General features: G+C 49.1%; 16 protein-coding genes, 13 tRNA genes and 1 rRNA gene (1 of these 30 only partly in view). 27 read left to right on the top strand and 3 right to left on the bottom strand.

What is annotated here, in order from left to right:
• The 15 genes from AN963_RS26070 to AN963_RS26000 all read left to right on the top strand — a co-directional run.
• Nucleotides 1-538, top strand: a 23S ribosomal RNA gene (locus AN963_RS26070); it begins 2,390 nt to the left of the window's first position.
• A gap of 49 nt (nt 539-587) precedes the next feature.
• Nucleotides 588-663: transfer RNA gene (locus AN963_RS26065), tRNA-Asn, on the top strand.
• Nucleotides 664-666: 3 nt separating this feature from the next.
• A tRNA-Ser gene (locus AN963_RS26060) sits at nt 667-759 on the top strand.
• A gap of 4 nt (nt 760-763) precedes the next feature.
• Nucleotides 764-837 (top strand) — tRNA-Glu (locus AN963_RS26055).
• A gap of 34 nt (nt 838-871) precedes the next feature.
• Nucleotides 872-947 (top strand) — tRNA-Val (locus tag AN963_RS26050).
• Nucleotides 948-977: 30 nt separating this feature from the next.
• Nucleotides 978-1,054: transfer RNA gene (locus AN963_RS26045), tRNA-Met, on the top strand.
• Nucleotides 1,055-1,144: 90 nt separating this feature from the next.
• Nucleotides 1,145-1,221 (top strand) — tRNA-Asp (locus tag AN963_RS26040).
• 38 nt (nt 1,222-1,259) lie between these two features.
• Nucleotides 1,260-1,335, top strand: a tRNA-Phe gene (locus tag AN963_RS26035).
• Between the two features lie 4 nt (nt 1,336-1,339).
• A tRNA-Trp gene (locus tag AN963_RS26030) sits at nt 1,340-1,413 on the top strand.
• 24 nt (nt 1,414-1,437) lie between these two features.
• Nucleotides 1,438-1,513 (top strand) — tRNA-His (locus AN963_RS26025).
• Nucleotides 1,514-1,540: 27 nt separating this feature from the next.
• Nucleotides 1,541-1,615: transfer RNA gene (locus AN963_RS26020), tRNA-Gln, on the top strand.
• 7 nt (nt 1,616-1,622) lie between these two features.
• Nucleotides 1,623-1,698, top strand: a tRNA-Gly gene (locus AN963_RS26015).
• A gap of 30 nt (nt 1,699-1,728) precedes the next feature.
• Nucleotides 1,729-1,802 (top strand) — tRNA-Cys (locus AN963_RS26010).
• Between the two features lie 8 nt (nt 1,803-1,810).
• Nucleotides 1,811-1,892 (top strand) — tRNA-Leu (locus AN963_RS26005).
• A 163-nt stretch (nt 1,893-2,055) separates the two neighbouring features.
• A complete protein-coding gene (locus tag AN963_RS26000) occupies nt 2,056-3,387 on the top strand; it encodes a purine/pyrimidine permease (protein ID WP_055747415.1) in 1,332 nt (443 codons plus the stop codon).
• A gap of 15 nt (nt 3,388-3,402) precedes the next feature.
• Here AN963_RS26000 and AN963_RS25995 read toward each other — a convergent pair whose 3' ends face one another.
• The gene (locus tag AN963_RS25995) at nt 3,403-4,074 is read right to left on the bottom strand and encodes a B3/B4 domain-containing protein (RefSeq protein WP_055747414.1); all 672 of its coding nucleotides are present in this window, start codon (nt 4,072-4,074) and stop codon (nt 3,403-3,405) included.
• Between the two features lie 110 nt (nt 4,075-4,184).
• On the opposite strand from AN963_RS25995, the gene rnhA reads away from it, so the two are divergent.
• The 4 genes from rnhA to AN963_RS25975 all read left to right on the top strand — a co-directional run bounded on the left by rnhA (nt 4,185) and on the right by AN963_RS25975 (nt 7,490).
• Nucleotides 4,185-4,625 (top strand): ribonuclease HI, encoded by a 441-nt coding sequence (gene rnhA / locus AN963_RS25990; RefSeq protein ID WP_055747413.1) that lies wholly within the window; start codon nt 4,185-4,187, stop codon nt 4,623-4,625.
• On the top strand, nt 4,622-5,785 hold the full coding sequence (gene queG / locus AN963_RS25985) for a tRNA epoxyqueuosine(34) reductase QueG (RefSeq protein ID WP_055747412.1): 1,164 nt from the start codon (nt 4,622-4,624) through the stop codon (nt 5,783-5,785). Before rnhA ends, queG begins: the two co-directional genes overlap by 4 nt.
• Before the next feature lie 49 nt (nt 5,786-5,834).
• Nucleotides 5,835-6,386, top strand: a complete 552-nt coding sequence (locus AN963_RS25980; protein ID WP_055747411.1) for a methylated-DNA--[protein]-cysteine S-methyltransferase — start codon at nt 5,835-5,837, stop codon at nt 6,384-6,386.
• A 132-nt stretch (nt 6,387-6,518) separates the two neighbouring features.
• On the top strand, nt 6,519-7,490 hold the full coding sequence (locus tag AN963_RS25975; RefSeq protein ID WP_055747410.1) for an amidase domain-containing protein: 972 nt from the start codon (nt 6,519-6,521) through the stop codon (nt 7,488-7,490).
• A gap of 110 nt (nt 7,491-7,600) precedes the next feature.
• On the opposite strand, the gene AN963_RS25970 is transcribed toward AN963_RS25975, so the two are convergent.
• Nucleotides 7,601-8,302, bottom strand: a complete 702-nt coding sequence (locus AN963_RS25970; RefSeq protein WP_236708094.1) for a ferric reductase-like transmembrane domain-containing protein — start codon at nt 8,300-8,302, stop codon at nt 7,601-7,603.
• Between the two features lie 162 nt (nt 8,303-8,464).
• On the opposite strand from AN963_RS25970, the gene trmL reads away from it, so the two are divergent.
• From trmL to AN963_RS25955, 3 genes are all read left to right on the top strand, one after another.
• Nucleotides 8,465-8,935, top strand: coding sequence for a tRNA (uridine(34)/cytosine(34)/5-carboxymethylaminomethyluridine(34)-2'-O)-methyltransferase TrmL (gene trmL / locus AN963_RS25965; RefSeq protein WP_055747408.1), 471 nt, complete (start codon nt 8,465-8,467; stop codon nt 8,933-8,935).
• A gap of 62 nt (nt 8,936-8,997) precedes the next feature.
• Complete coding sequence (locus tag AN963_RS25960; protein WP_055747407.1) at nt 8,998-9,723, top strand: HAD family hydrolase; 726 nt, start codon at nt 8,998-9,000, stop codon at nt 9,721-9,723.
• Between the two features lie 141 nt (nt 9,724-9,864).
• Nucleotides 9,865-10,422 (top strand): hypothetical protein, encoded by a 558-nt coding sequence (locus AN963_RS25955; RefSeq protein WP_055747406.1) that lies wholly within the window; start codon nt 9,865-9,867, stop codon nt 10,420-10,422.
• Nucleotides 10,423-10,516: 94 nt separating this feature from the next.
• Here the strand turns inward: AN963_RS25955 and AN963_RS31355 are convergent, their stop codons facing one another.
• On the bottom strand, nt 10,517-10,726 hold the full coding sequence (locus AN963_RS31355) for a hypothetical protein (protein ID WP_055747405.1): 210 nt from the start codon (nt 10,724-10,726) through the stop codon (nt 10,517-10,519).
• 200 nt (nt 10,727-10,926) lie between these two features.
• Here AN963_RS31355 and AN963_RS25945 point away from each other — a divergent pair, with 200 nt between their 5' ends.
• The 5 genes from AN963_RS25945 to AN963_RS25925 all read left to right on the top strand — a co-directional run bounded on the left by AN963_RS25945 (nt 10,927) and on the right by AN963_RS25925 (nt 16,394).
• Nucleotides 10,927-12,825, top strand: coding sequence for a PrkA family serine protein kinase (locus AN963_RS25945; protein WP_055747404.1), 1,899 nt, complete (start codon nt 10,927-10,929; stop codon nt 12,823-12,825).
• Nucleotides 12,826-12,904: 79 nt separating this feature from the next.
• The gene (gene yhbH, locus AN963_RS25940; protein WP_055747403.1) at nt 12,905-14,062 is read left to right on the top strand and encodes a sporulation protein YhbH; all 1,158 of its coding nucleotides are present in this window, start codon (nt 12,905-12,907) and stop codon (nt 14,060-14,062) included.
• A gap of 182 nt (nt 14,063-14,244) precedes the next feature.
• Complete coding sequence (locus AN963_RS25935) at nt 14,245-14,484, top strand: hypothetical protein (protein ID WP_055747402.1); 240 nt, start codon at nt 14,245-14,247, stop codon at nt 14,482-14,484.
• A 42-nt stretch (nt 14,485-14,526) separates the two neighbouring features.
• The gene (locus tag AN963_RS25930) at nt 14,527-14,742 is read left to right on the top strand and encodes a hypothetical protein (protein ID WP_055747401.1); all 216 of its coding nucleotides are present in this window, start codon (nt 14,527-14,529) and stop codon (nt 14,740-14,742) included.
• Between the two features lie 494 nt (nt 14,743-15,236).
• On the top strand, nt 15,237-16,394 hold the full coding sequence (locus AN963_RS25925; RefSeq protein ID WP_055747400.1) for a trans-sulfuration enzyme family protein: 1,158 nt from the start codon (nt 15,237-15,239) through the stop codon (nt 16,392-16,394).
• Nucleotides 16,395-16,479 lie beyond the last annotated feature (85 nt).

The raw sequence follows: 16,479 nt of genomic DNA, 5'->3' as shown, positions 1-16,479 counted from the left end.
GTCGAGCAGGGACGAAAGTCGGGCTTAGTGATCCGGTGGTTCCGCATGGAAGGGCCATCGCTCAACGGATAAAAGCTACCCTGGGGATAACAGGCTTATCTCCCCCAAGAGTCCACATCGACGGGGAGGTTTGGCACCTCGATGTCGGCTCATCGCATCCTGGGGCTGAAGTAGGTCCCAAGGGTTGGGCTGTTCGCCCATTAAAGCGGTACGCGAGCTGGGTTCAGAACGTCGTGAGACAGTTCGGTCCCTATCTGTCGCGGGCGTAGGAAGTTTGAGGAGAGCTGTCCTTAGTACGAGAGGACCGGGATGGACGCACCGCTGGTGCACCAGTTGTCACGCCAGTGGCACAGCTGGGTAGCTATGTGCGGACGGGATAAGCGCTGAAAGCATCTAAGCGTGAAGCCCCCTCCAAGATGAGACTTCCCACAGCGCAAGCTGGTAAGACCCCTCATAGACGATGAGGTTGATAGGTTCGGTGTGGAAGCGTGGCAACACGTGGAGCTGACGAATACTAATCGGTCGAGGACTTATCCACACTCTTAGCAAACATGCAGATCCAGTTTTGAAGGTACGACCTTCAATGTTCCTCGGTAGCTCAGTTGGTAGAGCAATCGGCTGTTAACCGATCGGTCGGCGGTTCGAGTCCGTCCCGAGGAGCCATATGGATGGATGTCCGAGCGGCCGAAGGAGCACGATTGGAAATCGTGTAGGCGGGGTCGACCCGTCTCGTGGGTTCAAATCCCACTCCATCCGCCATATTGGCCCGTTGGTGAAGCGGTTTAACACAGCAGCCTTTCACGCTGTCATACAGGGGTTCGAATCCCCTACGGGTCACCTATGAACACCCCAACTGTTGTTGGGGAATAGTGGAGGCTTAGCTCAGCTGGGAGAGCATCTGCCTTACAAGCAGAGGGTCGGCGGTTCGATCCCGTCAGCCTCCACCACTTATATAAATTGACCGAATAGGTCCCTGTCGCGGGATGGAGCAGCTCGGTAGCTCGTCGGGCTCATAACCCGAAGGTCGCAGGTTCAAATCCTGCTCCCGCAACCAATTTTATTCCTTGTACTTCCTCGAGAAACTTCGAGTTCAAGGAAGATAGTAGTACCCGTAGGGTGCAACCAAATTTTCTTAAACTAATATGGAGCTGTGGTGAAGTTGGAGTTCACGCCGGTCTGTCACACCGGAGGTCGCGGGTTCGAGTCCCGTCAGCTCCGCCATTTTCTTTCTAAGAAGATGGTGGGAATCTTTTTCGTGAGGCTCGGTAGCTCAGTCGGTAGAGCAGAGGACTGAAAATCCTCGTGTCGGCGGTTCGATTCCGTCCCGAGCCACCATTGTAGGGGCATAGTTTAAAGGTAGAACGAAGGTCTCCAAAACCTTTGGTGTGGGTTCGATTCCTACTGCCCCTGCCACTTTTAAAAAATGCGATAAATATGGCGGTCGTGGCGAAGGGGTTAACGCACCGGATTGTGGCTCCGGCACTCGTGGGTTCAAGTCCCATCGATCGCCCCATTACTTTTATAGTTGGGGATTACTTATTGGGGTATAGCCAAGCGGTAAGGCAACGGACTTTGACTCCGTCATTCCTAGGTTCAAATCCTAGTACCCCAGCCATTTATATGCGGACGTAGCTCAATTGGTAGAGCGTCGCCTTGCCAAGGCGAAGGTCGAGGGTTCGAGACCCTTCGTCCGCTCCATAAGCTTCATAAGAAGAATGCTTACAATATGGAGGCATAGCCAAGGGGTAAGGCACGGGTCTGCAAAACCCTTATCCCCGGTTCAAATCCGGGTGCCTCCTCCATAGTACTTGCCGGTGTGGCGGAATGGCAGACGCGCGCGACTCAAAATCGTGAGGGAAACCGTGGGGGTTCAAGTCCCTTCACCGGCACCATACTTAACAAACAGCCCTGAATGTCAAGGATCCTTGATGATCGGGGTTTTTTTCTGCTTTGTGCGAATTGAAAAACTGAAATCGATAGTAGAATAGCAAGGGCATTTCGGGCATAGTGAATACGTGGGCAGCTATTGTCAGTAAGAAAAACGAGGTGGTTTTGATGAAGTACGGTTTGTATGACAAACCCCCTGTGGGCACAACCATTCTATCTGCCCTTCAATGGATGATCGTAGCGGTCTCCAGCAGTGTCGCGGTTCCTTTGGTGATTGGTGACGTATATGGACTAAGGCCGGATGAGATCGGCAACCTGATGCAACAGACGATGTTTTTTATTGGTTTGGCTTCCCTTTTGCAGGTATGGATTGGCCACCGTTATCCGATGCTGGAAGGACCAGCAGGTCTATGGTGGGGTATCTTTATTATTTTGGCTCAGATTGGTACGAGTGTAGGTCTTCAACCGCGTGAGATCGGGCAATCCTTCCAGATCGGACTAGGAATGGCTGGGTTGTTGTTCTTGGTCTTCGGTTTAATGGGCTGGATTGGAAAGCTACAGCGATGGTTTACGCCTCTCGTCTCGGGAACGTACATGATTCTGTTGGCTGTATCGTTATGCAGTAACATTTTGGCGGGGATGCTGGGGATCGGATTTCAACATTCCAAAGAGGTCATTCCTAAAGTTGCGATTGTCTCTATCGCGATTGTTGCGCTAGTGATCATGGTAATGCGGACCAAACGGTTTTCCAGCTTTGCGGTTTTGTTTGGAATGGTCATCGGATGGGTCTTATATGCCATTATGGGTTGGACAGAGCCTGTTCGACCAGCTGAACAGATGATTGCGTTGCCTTCGCTCTTTTTCTGGGGAACCCCTCGGTGGGATTGGGGAGTCATTCTGACGAGTATGCTGACTGGCTTTGTGTTGTTGACTAACCTGGTGACGAGCATGGTAGTGATGGGCAAAGCGACCGATACCGTACCGACAAATGAACAGTACAACCGTGGAGGCATCTTTACAGGTGTATCCCATCTCTTATCCGGGTTGGGTGGAGTGGTCGGGATGATCCCCCTCTCTCTTGCGGCAGCGGTCATTCAGACGACGCGCATGGCATCTCGACTGCCTTTTATGCTGGCTATGGTCGGCATCATGGTAATTGGCTTGCTCCCGTATGTCTCACACTTTTTGGCTGCACTTCCCACACCAGTTGCTTATGCGGCGATGTTCATTTCCTATACACAACTGCTCGGTTTCGGTTTAAAGGATTATGTGAACGTCAAAATGGACGATCGGACGATCACGGTAGGCGGAAGTTCCTTGCTGGTCGGGATTGGTGTCATGTTCGTACCCTCGACTGCATGGCAGCACTTACCTGCACTTGTCAGCTTCTTGTTCGGTAATGGCTTGTTATTAGGTGTTATCGTTTGCTTGCTACTTGAACATGTTGTATTCCGCAAACGTGGAGACGAACAAAAGAAAGAAGACGGCCACGCTGCTTGACGGGCCGTCTTTCTTTTAGAGAGGAAGGATATAGGAACGACTTAAATCACCGCCGTTAATCTCCGTAAACATGCGGCCTACCGATCCGAGGATCTCGTCCTTTTTTTGCGAGGAAACTTGTTCATGAAAAAAGATCACTTGTATGAGGTTTCGGCTATTTTCAGCCACACAAGAGCGCTTGGAGTCGACGATCGGACTTCCGAAAGCTCCTTTCTCGTCCGCGAGCAGCAGCTTTCCTTCCATGTTGACCTCACGTCCATTTAGCCCTTCGTAAACATCATCACTTTGTCCCACTCGTAGAATGACATCTCCAACCAATTGGTCTTGGTCATAAATGCCAAAAGGAAGGGCGTGAAGAACGGAGAAGAAATTATTAATGTCGACTGCGCTATTAATCCAGAAAAACGGATTTCCTTGCAAAAGTCGACGGAGCAATGCCTCAGAGGAGGGGCGGTATCTGGATGGATCGGTCCCGACTTGCTTAAATGCGGCTCGCCATTCACGAATGCCTTCGATTTCAGTGAGGCGAGACGAGTCGTGCTCGAGGCGAAGACTTTCTACAAAATAATTGATGCGGCCTTGGAGCATCTTGGGAGAGTCGCTGACGGAAGCACCGCTGTAGTGGAGAATGCCCAGAGAAAGCTGAGGGAGGCGTTCGGACACAGTAGCGTCCAGCTGTACTTTCATCATGTGTCACTCCTTTTCAAAGCTATTTTTTGGTAGTATAACAAATTTTTTTTGTGGAAGCGACTAAGCTTCGATACAATATAGAAGAACAGAGGAGGGATTCCCTGGAGATGACGATACGTGACGTTCAAATTTATACAGATGGTGCATGCTCTGGCAACCCGGGACCGGGTGGTTGGGGAGCTGTCCTGATGTACGGACAGCATATAAAAGAAATGTCTGGTGCGGAATTAAATACAACAAACAACCGGATGGAGCTGCAGGCAGCTATTGAAGCTCTATCGGTTTTAAAAGAGCCTTGTCAAGTCACCTTGTACAGTGACAGTGCTTACCTGGTCAATTGCTTTTTGCAGGACTGGTACAAAGGCTGGTTGAAAAATGGCTGGAAAAACAGCAAGGGACAGCCAGTGGAAAATCAGGATTTGTGGAAAGAACTGCTTCGTTTGATGGACACGCATAAGGTGCAGTACGTGAAAGTAAAAGGACATGCCGACAACAAGTGGAACAATCGCTGTGATGAGTTGGCGACAGGAGCGATCAAGCAGCTGTGAACGAGCAGCAGTACTGGGAACAAACGAAGCAGTCCATCATTGCCTATGCAAAGCAGATTGGAATCGACAAGATTGGGTTTGCTAGTGCCGATCCCTTTATTGATTTAAAGGGACGGCTCATCGAACATCGGGAAAAGGGATATGAGTCTGGCTTTGAAGAGCAGGACCTAGATAAGCGTACACAGCCAGGCCTGCTGGTGGAAGGCGCCCGCTCACTCATTTCGATCGCGCTGGCGTACCCTTCCAAGCTGGAGCAGCCACCAAAGTCGGAGCCTGGAGCCTATCGCGGGATATTGTGTCGCGCTGCATGGGGGACGGACTATCACCATGTGTTGCGTGACAGGCTGGACAAGCTGGCAGGATACATTGCACAGCTTGAACCAGGCGTCAGGATTGAATCCATGGTGGACACAGGGGAGCTTTCAGATCGAGCAGTGGCCGAGCGAGCAGGAGTGGGATGGTCAGGAAAGAATTGTTCGATCATTACCCCTGAATTTGGTTCATGGGTGTACTTGGGGGAGCTGGTGACGAATCTGCCATTGCCTGCAGATCATCCCATTGAAGAAGGCTGCGGGGATTGCAATATCTGTGTGGATGCATGTCCGACTGGTGCTTTAGTACAAGGGGGACAACTGGACGCGCAGCGCTGTATTGCCTTTTTGACACAAGTAAAGGACTTCATTCCTGATGAATTTCGTGGGAAAATCGGCAATCGTCTGTATGGGTGTGACACTTGCCAGACGGTTTGCCCAAAAAACCGACGCATCAATGCGACGCATCATCCCGAATTTCAGCCTGATCCTGAGATCGCTAAACCACTCTTGTTGCCGCTACTCGATATGAGTAATAAGGAGTTCAAGGAGAAGTTTGGCCTTTCATCCTCGTCCTGGAGAGGGAAAAAGCCGATTCAACGCAATGCGATTCTGGCCTTGGCTCATTTTAAGGACAAGACGGCTGTTCCGCAACTTTCTCGTTTATTAGAGAGCGATCCGCGACCTGTCATTCGCGGGACGGCTGCTTGGGCGTTAGGGAAAATCGGCGGTGATGAAGCCCAGGTGGCGCTGGACAAAGCAAAAGAGCGTGAAGATGCCCCTGAAGTACTGGCAGAGGTCGAGAAAGGCTTGAGAATGATCGAGGAGCACACCGCCACTGGCAAGTAACGGAGGACACGAGAAAGAACAAGGAATACGGGTAAGGGAGGAACGTTGGATGGCAAATGTATTGGGGTATACCACCATGAACTCACCAATTGGACCGTTGTTGCTTGCTTCTACCGAAGAAGGTTTGTGTTACATCCAGTTTGAAGACGAACAGAGTGGTCTGGGACCTTTGCAGCGATGGTGTAAAAAAACGTTTCTAGGAGTCTCACCCGTACGCGACGACGCCCGGAACGAGGCTGTAAAAACGCAGTTACTGGAGTACTTTGCAGGAGTGCGAAAGGAGTTTGACCTACCGTTCGTCTTGTATGGAACTCCGTTTCAAAAATCAGTGTGGAACGCGCTGACCGATATTCCATACGGAGAGACTCGTTCCTATAAAGATATTGCCTTGGCTATAGGGGCGTCAAAGGCGGTAAGAGCGATCGGGGGAGCGAACAATCGCAACCCGATCCCTATCGTCATCCCATGTCATCGCGTCATCGGTTCAAATGGAGCACTCGTTGGTTACGGTGGAGGGCTGCCGATCAAGGAGCATTTATTGTCGCTCGAGGGCGTCCCGCTGCAAATACAGACTTCTTTTGACCAGGTTATCCGGTTTTGACGGATACCCAAGCTATCCGATTCTAACGGATAGCTTTTCTTTTCTTCTGAACAAACGGCATGTGACATATTCTTCATTGAGAGATGACGGGGATGTCGGATGTTGGTAGGAGAAGAAAGGAGGAGCTGGAGGATGGACTGGCGGGCATTTGTCCAAAACTACTTCGATGGTGTACATAAGTCTTGGCTGGATGGAGATTATCAGCGATTATTGCCCTTTTACTCCGCGACTGCTGAGGGGACAGAGAGCGAATGGGAGCGTCTGAAGAGGGCGCATCGGCAGTTGGCAGATCGCGGAGGAACGCCCTACTCTATACGAGGGAGAGTGGTCCCCCTCTGTTGGATAGAAACCGATCAGGCCATGGACATCTTGCTCTCGTGGCAAGGGCGACGTCGCTATGCAATCGGTACCCACGAACTGATCGAAGCAAGTCGTCGCATGCACCGGATTCGGCTGAAGAAAGGGACGGATCAGTGGGAAATTGACTCTCATCAGGAATGGGAGGGAGATACCAAAAATCCGTTTGACGCTGAACAGGAGGCCGAAGAGGTCTCGTCTTCGATGGTGGAAGATGTGGTTTCCGAACCGTTGCTTGTCGTGCACGGGGCGGGAGGCTACAATCCCGAGAATGCTGTGGCATATGCGGAGCGCTACTGGAATTCGCCCAATCCTGCTTACCCACACTTTACCGATGATTGCACCAATTTTATTTCGCAATGCTTGTATGCCGGGGGAATTCCTATGCTCTTTTCCAAAGAAAAAGGAAAGGGCTGGTGGATCCGGACGGGCAAAGGGAATGAATGGAGCTATAGCTGGGCGGTGGCACACGCATTGTACTTAATACTCAAGTCAGGAGCAGCACCGATGCGCGCAGTGACAAAAACGTCTCCAGACGAATTGGTACCTGGTGATATTATTTGTTATGACTTTGATGGGGACGGACGTTTTCAGCACAATACGATAGTGGTAGCCAAGGACGCCAATAACATGCCCCTCGTTAATGCGCATACGACCGATAGCAGTATGCGCTACTGGGCGTATGAGGATTCCACTGCCTATACGCCCAATATGCGCTATGCGTTTTTTCATATCAGAGGGGTGTAGGAACGTACTGCGGGAACGAAACAGTGTAGGAATGCTCGGGTGTTGGCCAATATTTGTCGCAAAAACGCACCCAATGGGAACGCTCACAGATACAAGAGCAATAACAGGTTTTACCGCTGTCTTCTTCGGATGATTGCATGCACAAAACCGATTCCCCGCACTAGCCAGACGACGCCTACGAGCCATAGAAAATCGGCAAAGGAATGCGGTTCCCCTTTGATCGATTGGACGTAGATCAGTCCGTGGAAAACGACGAGCAAAAACAACAATGGATTGCTGAGATGCAGGCGTTTCCAGCTGGAGGTGCCGAGCCATTTTTTAATGACTTGAAAAGACGTCAGCCAAAGCGTGAAGAGAATCCAAGCAGCGCATAGCCCCAGGAAATTGGCCACGCCTGGCAGTGACCAGTTGGGGATAGGCCACTCGTTCTCGCCAGAAGAAGCGAGGAAAAACAGGCCGAGCCAGCCATCAGCTTTTGGGGCTGGGGTATCATGGATGATCATCAGGCGAGGCTCGCCTTGAAAGAGGACGAGCACGAGTGCGACATGGAGCAGGCCGCACAGTCCTGCAAAGATCCCGACATCCCTGCGGATCGAGAGGCAAGCGGACCTCCACTGTGATGGCAACCATGTGCAAAGCGGGCCAATCAACAGAGTGACTCCGATCATAATGAAAGCAAAATAGCCGAGTATCATGCTCCAGGCTTCCTTGAGAGGAAAAGCAGCGAAATCAGTCCACAGCCAACGCGTACCGAGAGCGAGCAGGATCAGACAGACGCCATACGTATTCAAACGAAACCATGTGTTGCTCATGTACATCCACACCTCTTTCTGCACCGGAAACGGTGTTTTTCTTTTAGATGCGGGAGGGTGGCTTCTTGTTACAGCAGTTGGTAAGTGGTCATGACCATGATGATTTAGGTATAATAGAGCTTGGTTTCGTTTAAAGTCCGGAACATGAGGGGATTTGCTGATATGCCGTTGCACATTGTACTGCACGAGCCGCTCATTCCTGCCAACACGGGGAACATCGCCCGTTCTTGCGCAGCGACAGGGGCTCATCTACATTTGATTCATCCGTTAGGTTTTTCCACAGACGACCGTTATTTAAAACGCGCGGGCCTGGACTACTGGCACGCGGTAAACATTCATTATCACGACAGCTTTGAGCATTTCGCCGAAACACAGGGACCCGACGCGGGCACATTCTACTTCGTGGAGACATGGGGAGAAACGCTCTACTCAGACGTTTCGTTTCGGGATGGGGACTATATCATTCTAGGGAAGGAAACGACGGGTCTTCCACCAGAGCTGACTGAACGGTACCGCGAGCAGACGATCCGGATACCTATGAGTGGGGCTACTCGTTCCGTCAATTTGTCCAACTGTGCAGCGATTGTCTTGTTTGAAGGTCTTCGACAATTGGGCTTTCCAGGGCTCAAGTAGTACGATACAGGAGCATGTTTATATTATGTGATACGCCGACCAATAAAAGGGAGAGATCGTAAATGACTGTAAATACTATCCTGTTTGACCTCGACGGCACGCTTTTGGAAATGCAGACAGACCCTTTTGTCAAAAGCTATTTGAAGGAAGTTGGCCGCCATGTCGGCGATCAATACGATTCGCAAAAACTGCTGAGCATGATCTGGGAAGCGACAAAAGCCATGATCGTGAGTCAGGAGACAGATAAAACAAACGAACAAGTCTTTATTGAATATTTTACGACGCACAGCGGATGGAAGCGCGAGGATGTATGGCCTCTGTTTGATTCCTTTTACCGGGACGTGTTTCCGACCTTGTCCCACCTGACCTATCCATCTCCATGGGCGAAAAAGATCGTAAAGGCAGCAAAGAGTCAAGGGTTCCGCATCGCGGTTGCGACGAATCCGGTATTCCCTCGCGAGGCCATCTACCATCGCCTTGCCTGGATCGGACTGACCGCCGATGAATTTGAGCTGGTCACTGTGTACGAGGATATGCACTCCACAAAGCCAAATCCGAGTTATTTTATGGAAATCTGTGAAAAGCTAGGCGTCGAGCCAACAGATTGCGTCATGGTCGGCAATCATATGCAAGAAGACATGGTTGCTTCCAAGCTGGGAATGAGGACGTTTCTCGTCACCAACTGGATGGAGGACCGCGGCGAGCCGCAATATCCAGTGGATCAACGTGGGTCGATAGAGGAGCTGCATCAGGCGATTTCTACAGGTACTGGAGTATTTGCACGGTAAATGAATCAAAGGCAGGCTGTCTCCCAGGACAAGCCTGCCATTTTTTTGCCGTCTCTTCGGATTCCCACACTTTTCCCAAAATCATGCGGTAGGCTAGTCTTGTGCCAACCAGATAGGAAAAATCGGAAAGGGGAACAGAGCATGAAAAAATTAGTTTCTTCCATATTAATGTTCAGTTTATTGTTTGGAGGTATATCTATCGTCAGCGCTGAGGATGAAACCAATCACGCAGCCAAGGCAAACAAAGAAGAAAAAACCCAACAACGTCTGGAAAAACAACAAGCGAAGGCCGAAAAGCTTGGCATTGACGTGACAGGCAAAACGGTGGAGCAAATCAAACAAGAGCTCGCGGCCAAACAAGCAGAAAAGAAAGCTCAAAGCGAAGCGAAACGCACTGAAAAGGCTGCAAAATGGGGCATCGACCTTACTGGGAAGTCAAAAGAGGAAGTAAAAGCAGTGATTCAAGAGGTAAAAGCAGAGAAGAAAGGAGAGCATCTGGCCAAGCTTTCGGAAAAAGCAACGAAGCTGGGCATCGAGACAGCTGGTAAGACCGCAAAGCAGCTGAAGGAAGAAATCAAAGGAAGCAAAGCGGACAAGCACTCGGAAAAAGAAGCAAAGAAAGCTGAAAACGCTAAGAAGAAAGCGGAGAAGGCCGAGAAGAAAGCTGCAAAACAAGCGGAGAAAAAGAACGAGCAATAAGGAACGCAAAAAAGCAGGTTGCCCGAAAAAGGCAGCCTGCTTTTTTCCCTGGGAGCGCTAAGCCGAAAAGAAAGCCAGTCGCGTTTGTAAGCTCTTACAGATTCCAGGTTTTGTCTTCATTGTATCCAGCGGTAAGAATGAAGAACAGAAAAGCGGCAAAAACCACAGCTACGATAACCGCACCCATGTTGGATTGCTCCTTTCGTAAACAAACTACTCCCATTATAGCGTAGCCTGCCCACTTTGCAAACGGATTAACAGGCGTAGGAACCGCGATTGTGACAGTGATTTTAACAAGTTTCACCAGTCCTCCTTAATTTTTTGTGGCAAGATTGCTGAAACTTGTGCTGATGTCTCGCATACACATATGTAAAGGCTTTACGAGCCTGTAGGCAACTGAAGAAAACGGGTGCCACGCGAATGCGTGACCGCAGGGAGACATATACATGAGAGTACATTGTCGTTGGGGAAGAGAGAGGGGCTTATGAGGGAGGAGTGTCGAACATGGACATTTTAAAACGTATATCCGAGCACCGGGCCCGAGAAGAAAACCTGATGTGGAGAGGGACGTTCGGTGAATATTTGCAACTAGTTCGAAAAAATCCGCAAATTGCCCAAACGGCTCATTCACGCGTCTACAACATGATCAAAAGTGCTGGTGTAGAGGATAATGAAGATGGCACACGCTCGTATCAATTTTTTAGCAGAGAAATTTTTGGATTGGATCGTTCTGTAGAGCGACTCGTGGAGGAATATTTCCACTCTGCAGCCCGCCGTCTGGATGTGCGCAAACGTATCTTGCTGCTGATGGGCCCAGTCAGTGGCGGGAAATCAACGTTGGTGACCATGCTGAAGCGTGGACTGGAAGAGTACTCACGGACTGAAGAAGGGGCCATCTATGCGCTGGATGGTTGTCCGATGCAGGAGGAGCCTCTGCATCTCATTCCACATGAACTAAGGGCTGAGGTGGAGGAAGAGCTCGGCATCAAGATCGAGGGAGAGCTGACGCCATACAACCGGATGAGGTTGGAAAACGAGTACGGGGGTTGCATCGAGGACTTCCCTGTGCGACGAATCCTGTTCTCGGAAGCCAATCGTGTCGGGATTGGTACGTTTAGCCCATCTGATCCGAAATCACAGGATATCGCCGACTTGACGGGTAGTATCGACTTTTCGACGATCACCAAATACGGTTCTGAGTCTGATCCTCGCGCCTACCGCTTTGATGGAGAGCTGAACAAGGCCAACCGTGGTCTGATGGAGTTCCAGGAAATGCTGAAGTGCGATGAAAAGTTCCTCTGGCATCTGTTGTCGCTCACACAGGAAGGAAACTTCAAGGCTGGACGTTTCGCGCTTATATCCGCGGATGAACTAATCGTGGCTCACACGAACGAATCGGAGTACAAGGCGTTTATTGCCAACAAGAAAAACGAAGCTTTGCAATCACGGATCATCGTCATGCCCATGCCTTACAACCTAAGGGTGAGCGATGAGGAAAAAATATATTCCAAGCTGATCAAACAGTCCGATCTGGGTCATGTGCATATTGCGCCACATGCGCTGCGGTCAGCGGCTATTTTCTCCATACTTACTCGACTGAAAGATTCGAAAAAACAGGGCGCTGATCTGCTGAAAAAGATGCGTCTCTACGATGGCGAGTCGGTAGAGGGCTTCAAGGGAGCCGATCTGGAAGAGCTGCGCAACGAACATGTGGATGAAGGAATGGCAGGAATCGACCCGCGTTACGTCATCAACCGCATTTCCAGTGCATTGATACGCCGCGACACGGAGTGCATCAATGCCTTGGATATCCTGCGAGCGCTCAAGGAAGGCTTTGACCAGCATCCTTCCATCACCAAAGATCAGCGGGAGCGGTACATGAACTTCATTTCCAATGCTCGCAAGGAATACGACGAACTCGCGAAAAAAGAAGTGCAAAAGGCGTTTGTCTACAGCTATGAGGAATCAGCGAAGACACTTATGGACAATTATCTGGACAACGTAGAGGCTTATTGCAATATGAACAAAATTCGTGATCCCGTTACGGGTGAGGAGATGGATCCAGATGAGCGCCTGATGCGTTCCATCGAGGAGCAGATCGGTATCTCTGAAAATGCCAAGCGGGCGTTCCGGGAAGAAATTCTCATCCGTATCTCGGCCTATGCGCGCAAAGGAAAGCGATTTGACTACAGCACGCACGACCGTCTCCGGGAGGCAATCGAGAAAAAACTGTTCGCGGATCTCAAGGACGTCGTGAAAATCACGACCTCCAACAAGACGCCGGATGAGCACCAGCTGAAAAAGATCAACGAAGTAACCAAGCGCCTTATCGAAGAACATCAATACTGCCCGATGTGCGCCAACGAGCTGTTGCGCTATGTCGGCAGCTTGTTGAACCGCTAACGGAAAGAGAACACGGCCACGGCACGATCTTGTACGTCATATTCGGCGCAGAGTGCGCCAGTTGCTAGGAGGAGACGGCATGGAAGATGCATCATCATTCATTGTCTCCCGGGAAGACTGGTCGCTGCACCGCAAAGGGTACCAGGACCAAAATCGACATCAGGAAAAAGTGAAAGAAGCGATCAAGAAAAACTTGCCCGATCTCGTCAGTGAAGAAAACATCATCATGTCGAACGGTCGGGAAGTTATCAAGATCCCTATTCGCTCCCTGGATGAGTACCGGTTGCGTTTCAACTTCCAGAAAGGGAAGCACGGCGGTCAAGGAAAAGGAAACAGCAAGGTAGGGGATGTCGTCGCCAAAGACGGCGATCCGGCGCAAGGGCCTGGGAAAGGTCAAGGCGCAGGGGATCAGCCAGGTATGGACTACTACGAGGCAGAAATCAGCGTGGAAGAGCTGCAGGAGATGCTATTCGCAGAGCTGGAGCTGCCCAACCTGCAACGAAAAGACGAAGATCAGATCGTCATTGAAGAAACACGCTTCAACGATGTCCGCAAAAAAGGGTTGATGGGCAACATCGACAAGAAACGGACGCTGATCGCCGCCATCCGCCGCAATGGGCTGGCAGGCTACAATGACCTGGAGCTAGGCATCAATGAAGACGATCTGCGGTTCAAGACGTGGGAAGAAATCATCAAGCCCCATTCGAACGCCGTCATTATCGCCATGATGGATACTTCAGGATCGATGGGTGTGTTTGAAAAGTATATTGCGCGCAGCTTTTTCTTCTGGATGGTCCGATTCCTGCGCACGAAGTATGAGAAGGTAGAGATCGTCTTTATCGCCCACCATACGGATGCAAAGGAAGTGACGGAAGATACCTTTTTCTCCAAAGGCGAGAGCGGGGGGACGATTTGTTCCTCCGCCTACAAAAAAGCGTTGGAGATCATCGACAGCCGCTACCCGACGTCGCAGTACAACATTTACCCGTTCCATTTTTCCGATGGCGACAACCTCACCTCTGACAATGAGCGCTGCGTCAAGCTGGTGAAGGAGCTCATGGATCGCTGCAACATGTTTGGTTATGGAGAAGTGAATCAGTACAACCGACACAGCACCCTAATGTCCGCCTACCGCCACATCAAGGAGCCGAAGTTCATGCACTGCGTCATTCGGGAGAAGGGTGAAGTGTATAAGGCATTGCGAGCATTTTTTGGGAAGAAGGAAGTAATGACTTGATCATACCGACTGGTAAAAGGTCGTACCCCCTCGCTTAGGCAGGGGGGTTTTTGTTGTTGTCAAAGGCACTTAGGTACCGCCTATATAAAAATAAGCAAATACACTCGGTAAGTTGTCCATTTCAAAAAGACAAGTTCGTGCATTTACTATTAGCAAGCTAGAGAAAAAAGGGGGGATTCAATATGTCTAAGGGAACAGAGGTTAAACACTCATTGTATGTAGCCTATAAAACCGGACAACAGGTCAATATTAACTTGCAAAGCGGAGTAACCCTGGAAGGAGTAATCGTCGAAGCACTTTGGAAGACATCCTTTCGAGTTTGGTTGGAACCGGCTGAGCCTGTGCTGTCTGGAGAAGATATCGACAAGGCGATTGTGGGAATATACGCTGTGAAATCGGTAGAATTTGGGCAAATAGTCTAAGATCGAGAATGGGCTAAGCATCATGAAGGGGAGGTAAGTCTTATGTCAAAAGAAAAATATGATGGCATTAAAGAAGCATTAGAATACGCCGAGTATACAGGGCAGTCAGTCAATGTCGGTTTGTTTAGGGGCGGAGAAGGAGTGAAAATCGAAGGTTTCATCGAAAAACTGTTCGATTATTCCTTTCGAATCCGACTGGAAACTGGTGAATTAGACCGGGTGAAATATTCAGAAGTTGAGTATGTCGAATACTCATAAACGAACACGATTTCAAAGGAACGCCATAGAGCGTTCCTTTTTTAGTTATGGAATGATAGTACTTCATTGGACGAACTATACCGCAAATTTGAAATGCTGATACAGGATATCAAAAGCATCATGTCCACAGGGGCGAGGCATGCAAGGCGCTGCGAGCGTTTTTTTAGTAATAAGCTTGTATAGAAGGGATTTAATCAATGAGAAAAGAGGGTAACTTCTTGTTAGATAGGGGTAAATAATGACCAGAGTTCCTTTCAATATCGCGAAAATAATATCAATAATGACAAATAGGTAAGATCAATCATTTGTATATTTTACAGAATTTATTAAACAAAAATGAAAAAAGTGAAGAATTAAAACAGAAAACAATAAGTTTGATATGGGTTGCAGAAATGGCATAACTTTTGCAATGAAAATTCAGTATCCAACTGGAAGGAGGAGGAAATAAAGAAGACAGCAATTCAGATTACGAATAATAGGAGGCGTAACAGTAGATGAAATACATATCAAATTTAGTAAAAGTGAATAAGGATCCTGGTCATGGCTCACATATCTCCCCTGTATACATGACTTCAACGTTTGTTTTTGATAATGCAGAAATAGGAGCAAAGCGTTTCGCGGGAGAGGATCCCGGATTTATGTATTCACGCCTGGGAAATCCAAATGTACGAGAGCTTGAAGAGAAGGTAGCGGCGTTGGAATTTGGTGAAGGTTGTCTGGCGTTCTCATCTGGGATGGCGGCCATAACGGGTTGCCTTTTAGGAATTTTGCAGGCAGGAGATCACGTTGTTGCGCACACAGCATTGTATGGGGCGACACACGCTTTTCTAACCAAAACAGTAAAGAAGTTTGGTATCGATGTCACTTTTGTGCCATTTAAGTCAGGGGAAGAGCTTGAACCACACATCACAGACCGAACGAAAGTGATCTACTTTGAAACACCATCCAATCCTACACTTTCCTTAGTGGATATGAAGAGCGTAGCGGCGATTGCCAAGCAAAAGGGCGTGCTGACCGTTGTTGATAATACATTTTTGTCTCCGTATTTGCAAAATCCGATACTATGCGGAATCGATATTGTCGTACACAGCGCAACCAAATACTTGTCCGGTCATGGTTATCTTATTGGTGGACTGGTGATTTCCAGTAAGGAAATAATTGATCCGATGAGAAAAGAAGTGCAGAAGACAATGGGAGCGAATTTGGCTCCAATGGATGCATGGCTTCTCTTCCAAGGGATACGCACATTACACATACGCATGGATCGCTCGCAAGAAAATGCGCAAATTTTGGCGGAGCGCTTGGAAAAACATAAGGCAATCGAGCGGGTTTATTTTCCAGGTCTAGAAAGTTTCGAAGACAATAATATCATGGAGAAACAGATGAAAGGTCCGGGAGCAATGATTTCTTTTGTGTTGAAGGAGGGGTACGAAGCAGGTGTTACACTTATGAATTCAGTGAAATTATGTACCTTAGCCGTTTCATTAGGGGACGTAGGGACGCTGATTCAACATCCGGCTTCGATGACACATGCGATCATCCCCAAAGAAGAAAGAGAAAAAGCAGGTATCCATGATGGACTAGTTCGTTTTTCAGTTGGAATTGAAGATGTTGAAGATATATGGAACGATCTCGAAAAAGCATTGGAATAACGAGTGGAATCAGGGTTTTGCAAACTTAGAAAGATTTTTCTATGTTTGCAAAAACGAAAAACGTGAATATAGCAGGTTTTTTTCG

Source organism: Brevibacillus choshinensis (assembly GCF_001420695.1).
GTDB classification, from domain to species: domain Bacteria; phylum Bacillota; class Bacilli; order Brevibacillales; family Brevibacillaceae; genus Brevibacillus; species Brevibacillus choshinensis.
Note: the sequence above shows the minus strand (reverse complement) of the source record. Positions and strands in the feature narration are given on the sequence as shown.

What these genes read in the sequence shown, in the direction of transcription:
- AN963_RS25930 (WP_055747401.1), top strand. Translation starts at nt 14,527, where the DNA reads ATGTCAAAAGAAAAATATGATGGCATTAAAGAAGCATTAGAATACGCC.
- yhbH (WP_055747403.1), top strand. Translation starts at nt 12,905, where the DNA reads ATGGAAGATGCATCATCATTCATTGTCTCCCGGGAAGACTGGTCGCTG.
- rnhA (WP_055747413.1), top strand. Translation starts at nt 4,185, where the DNA reads ATGACGATACGTGACGTTCAAATTTATACAGATGGTGCATGCTCTGGC.
- AN963_RS25945 (WP_055747404.1), top strand. Translation starts at nt 10,927, where the DNA reads ATGGACATTTTAAAACGTATATCCGAGCACCGGGCCCGAGAAGAAAAC.
- AN963_RS25935 (WP_055747402.1), top strand. Translation starts at nt 14,245, where the DNA reads ATGTCTAAGGGAACAGAGGTTAAACACTCATTGTATGTAGCCTATAAA.
- AN963_RS25955 (WP_055747406.1), top strand. Translation starts at nt 9,865, where the DNA reads ATGAAAAAATTAGTTTCTTCCATATTAATGTTCAGTTTATTGTTTGGA.
- AN963_RS25970 (WP_236708094.1), bottom strand. Translation starts at nt 8,302, where the DNA reads ATGAGCAACACATGGTTTCGTTTGAATACGTATGGCGTCTGTCTGATC.
- AN963_RS25995 (WP_055747414.1), bottom strand. Translation starts at nt 4,074, where the DNA reads ATGAAAGTACAGCTGGACGCTACTGTGTCCGAACGCCTCCCTCAGCTT.
- AN963_RS25980 (WP_055747411.1), top strand. Translation starts at nt 5,835, where the DNA reads ATGGCAAATGTATTGGGGTATACCACCATGAACTCACCAATTGGACCG.
- AN963_RS25925 (WP_055747400.1), top strand. Translation starts at nt 15,237, where the DNA reads ATGAAATACATATCAAATTTAGTAAAAGTGAATAAGGATCCTGGTCAT.
- trmL (WP_055747408.1), top strand. Translation starts at nt 8,465, where the DNA reads ATGCCGTTGCACATTGTACTGCACGAGCCGCTCATTCCTGCCAACACG.
- AN963_RS26000 (WP_055747415.1), top strand. Translation starts at nt 2,056, where the DNA reads ATGAAGTACGGTTTGTATGACAAACCCCCTGTGGGCACAACCATTCTA.
- AN963_RS25960 (WP_055747407.1), top strand. Translation starts at nt 8,998, where the DNA reads ATGACTGTAAATACTATCCTGTTTGACCTCGACGGCACGCTTTTGGAA.
- AN963_RS25975 (WP_055747410.1), top strand. Translation starts at nt 6,519, where the DNA reads ATGGACTGGCGGGCATTTGTCCAAAACTACTTCGATGGTGTACATAAG.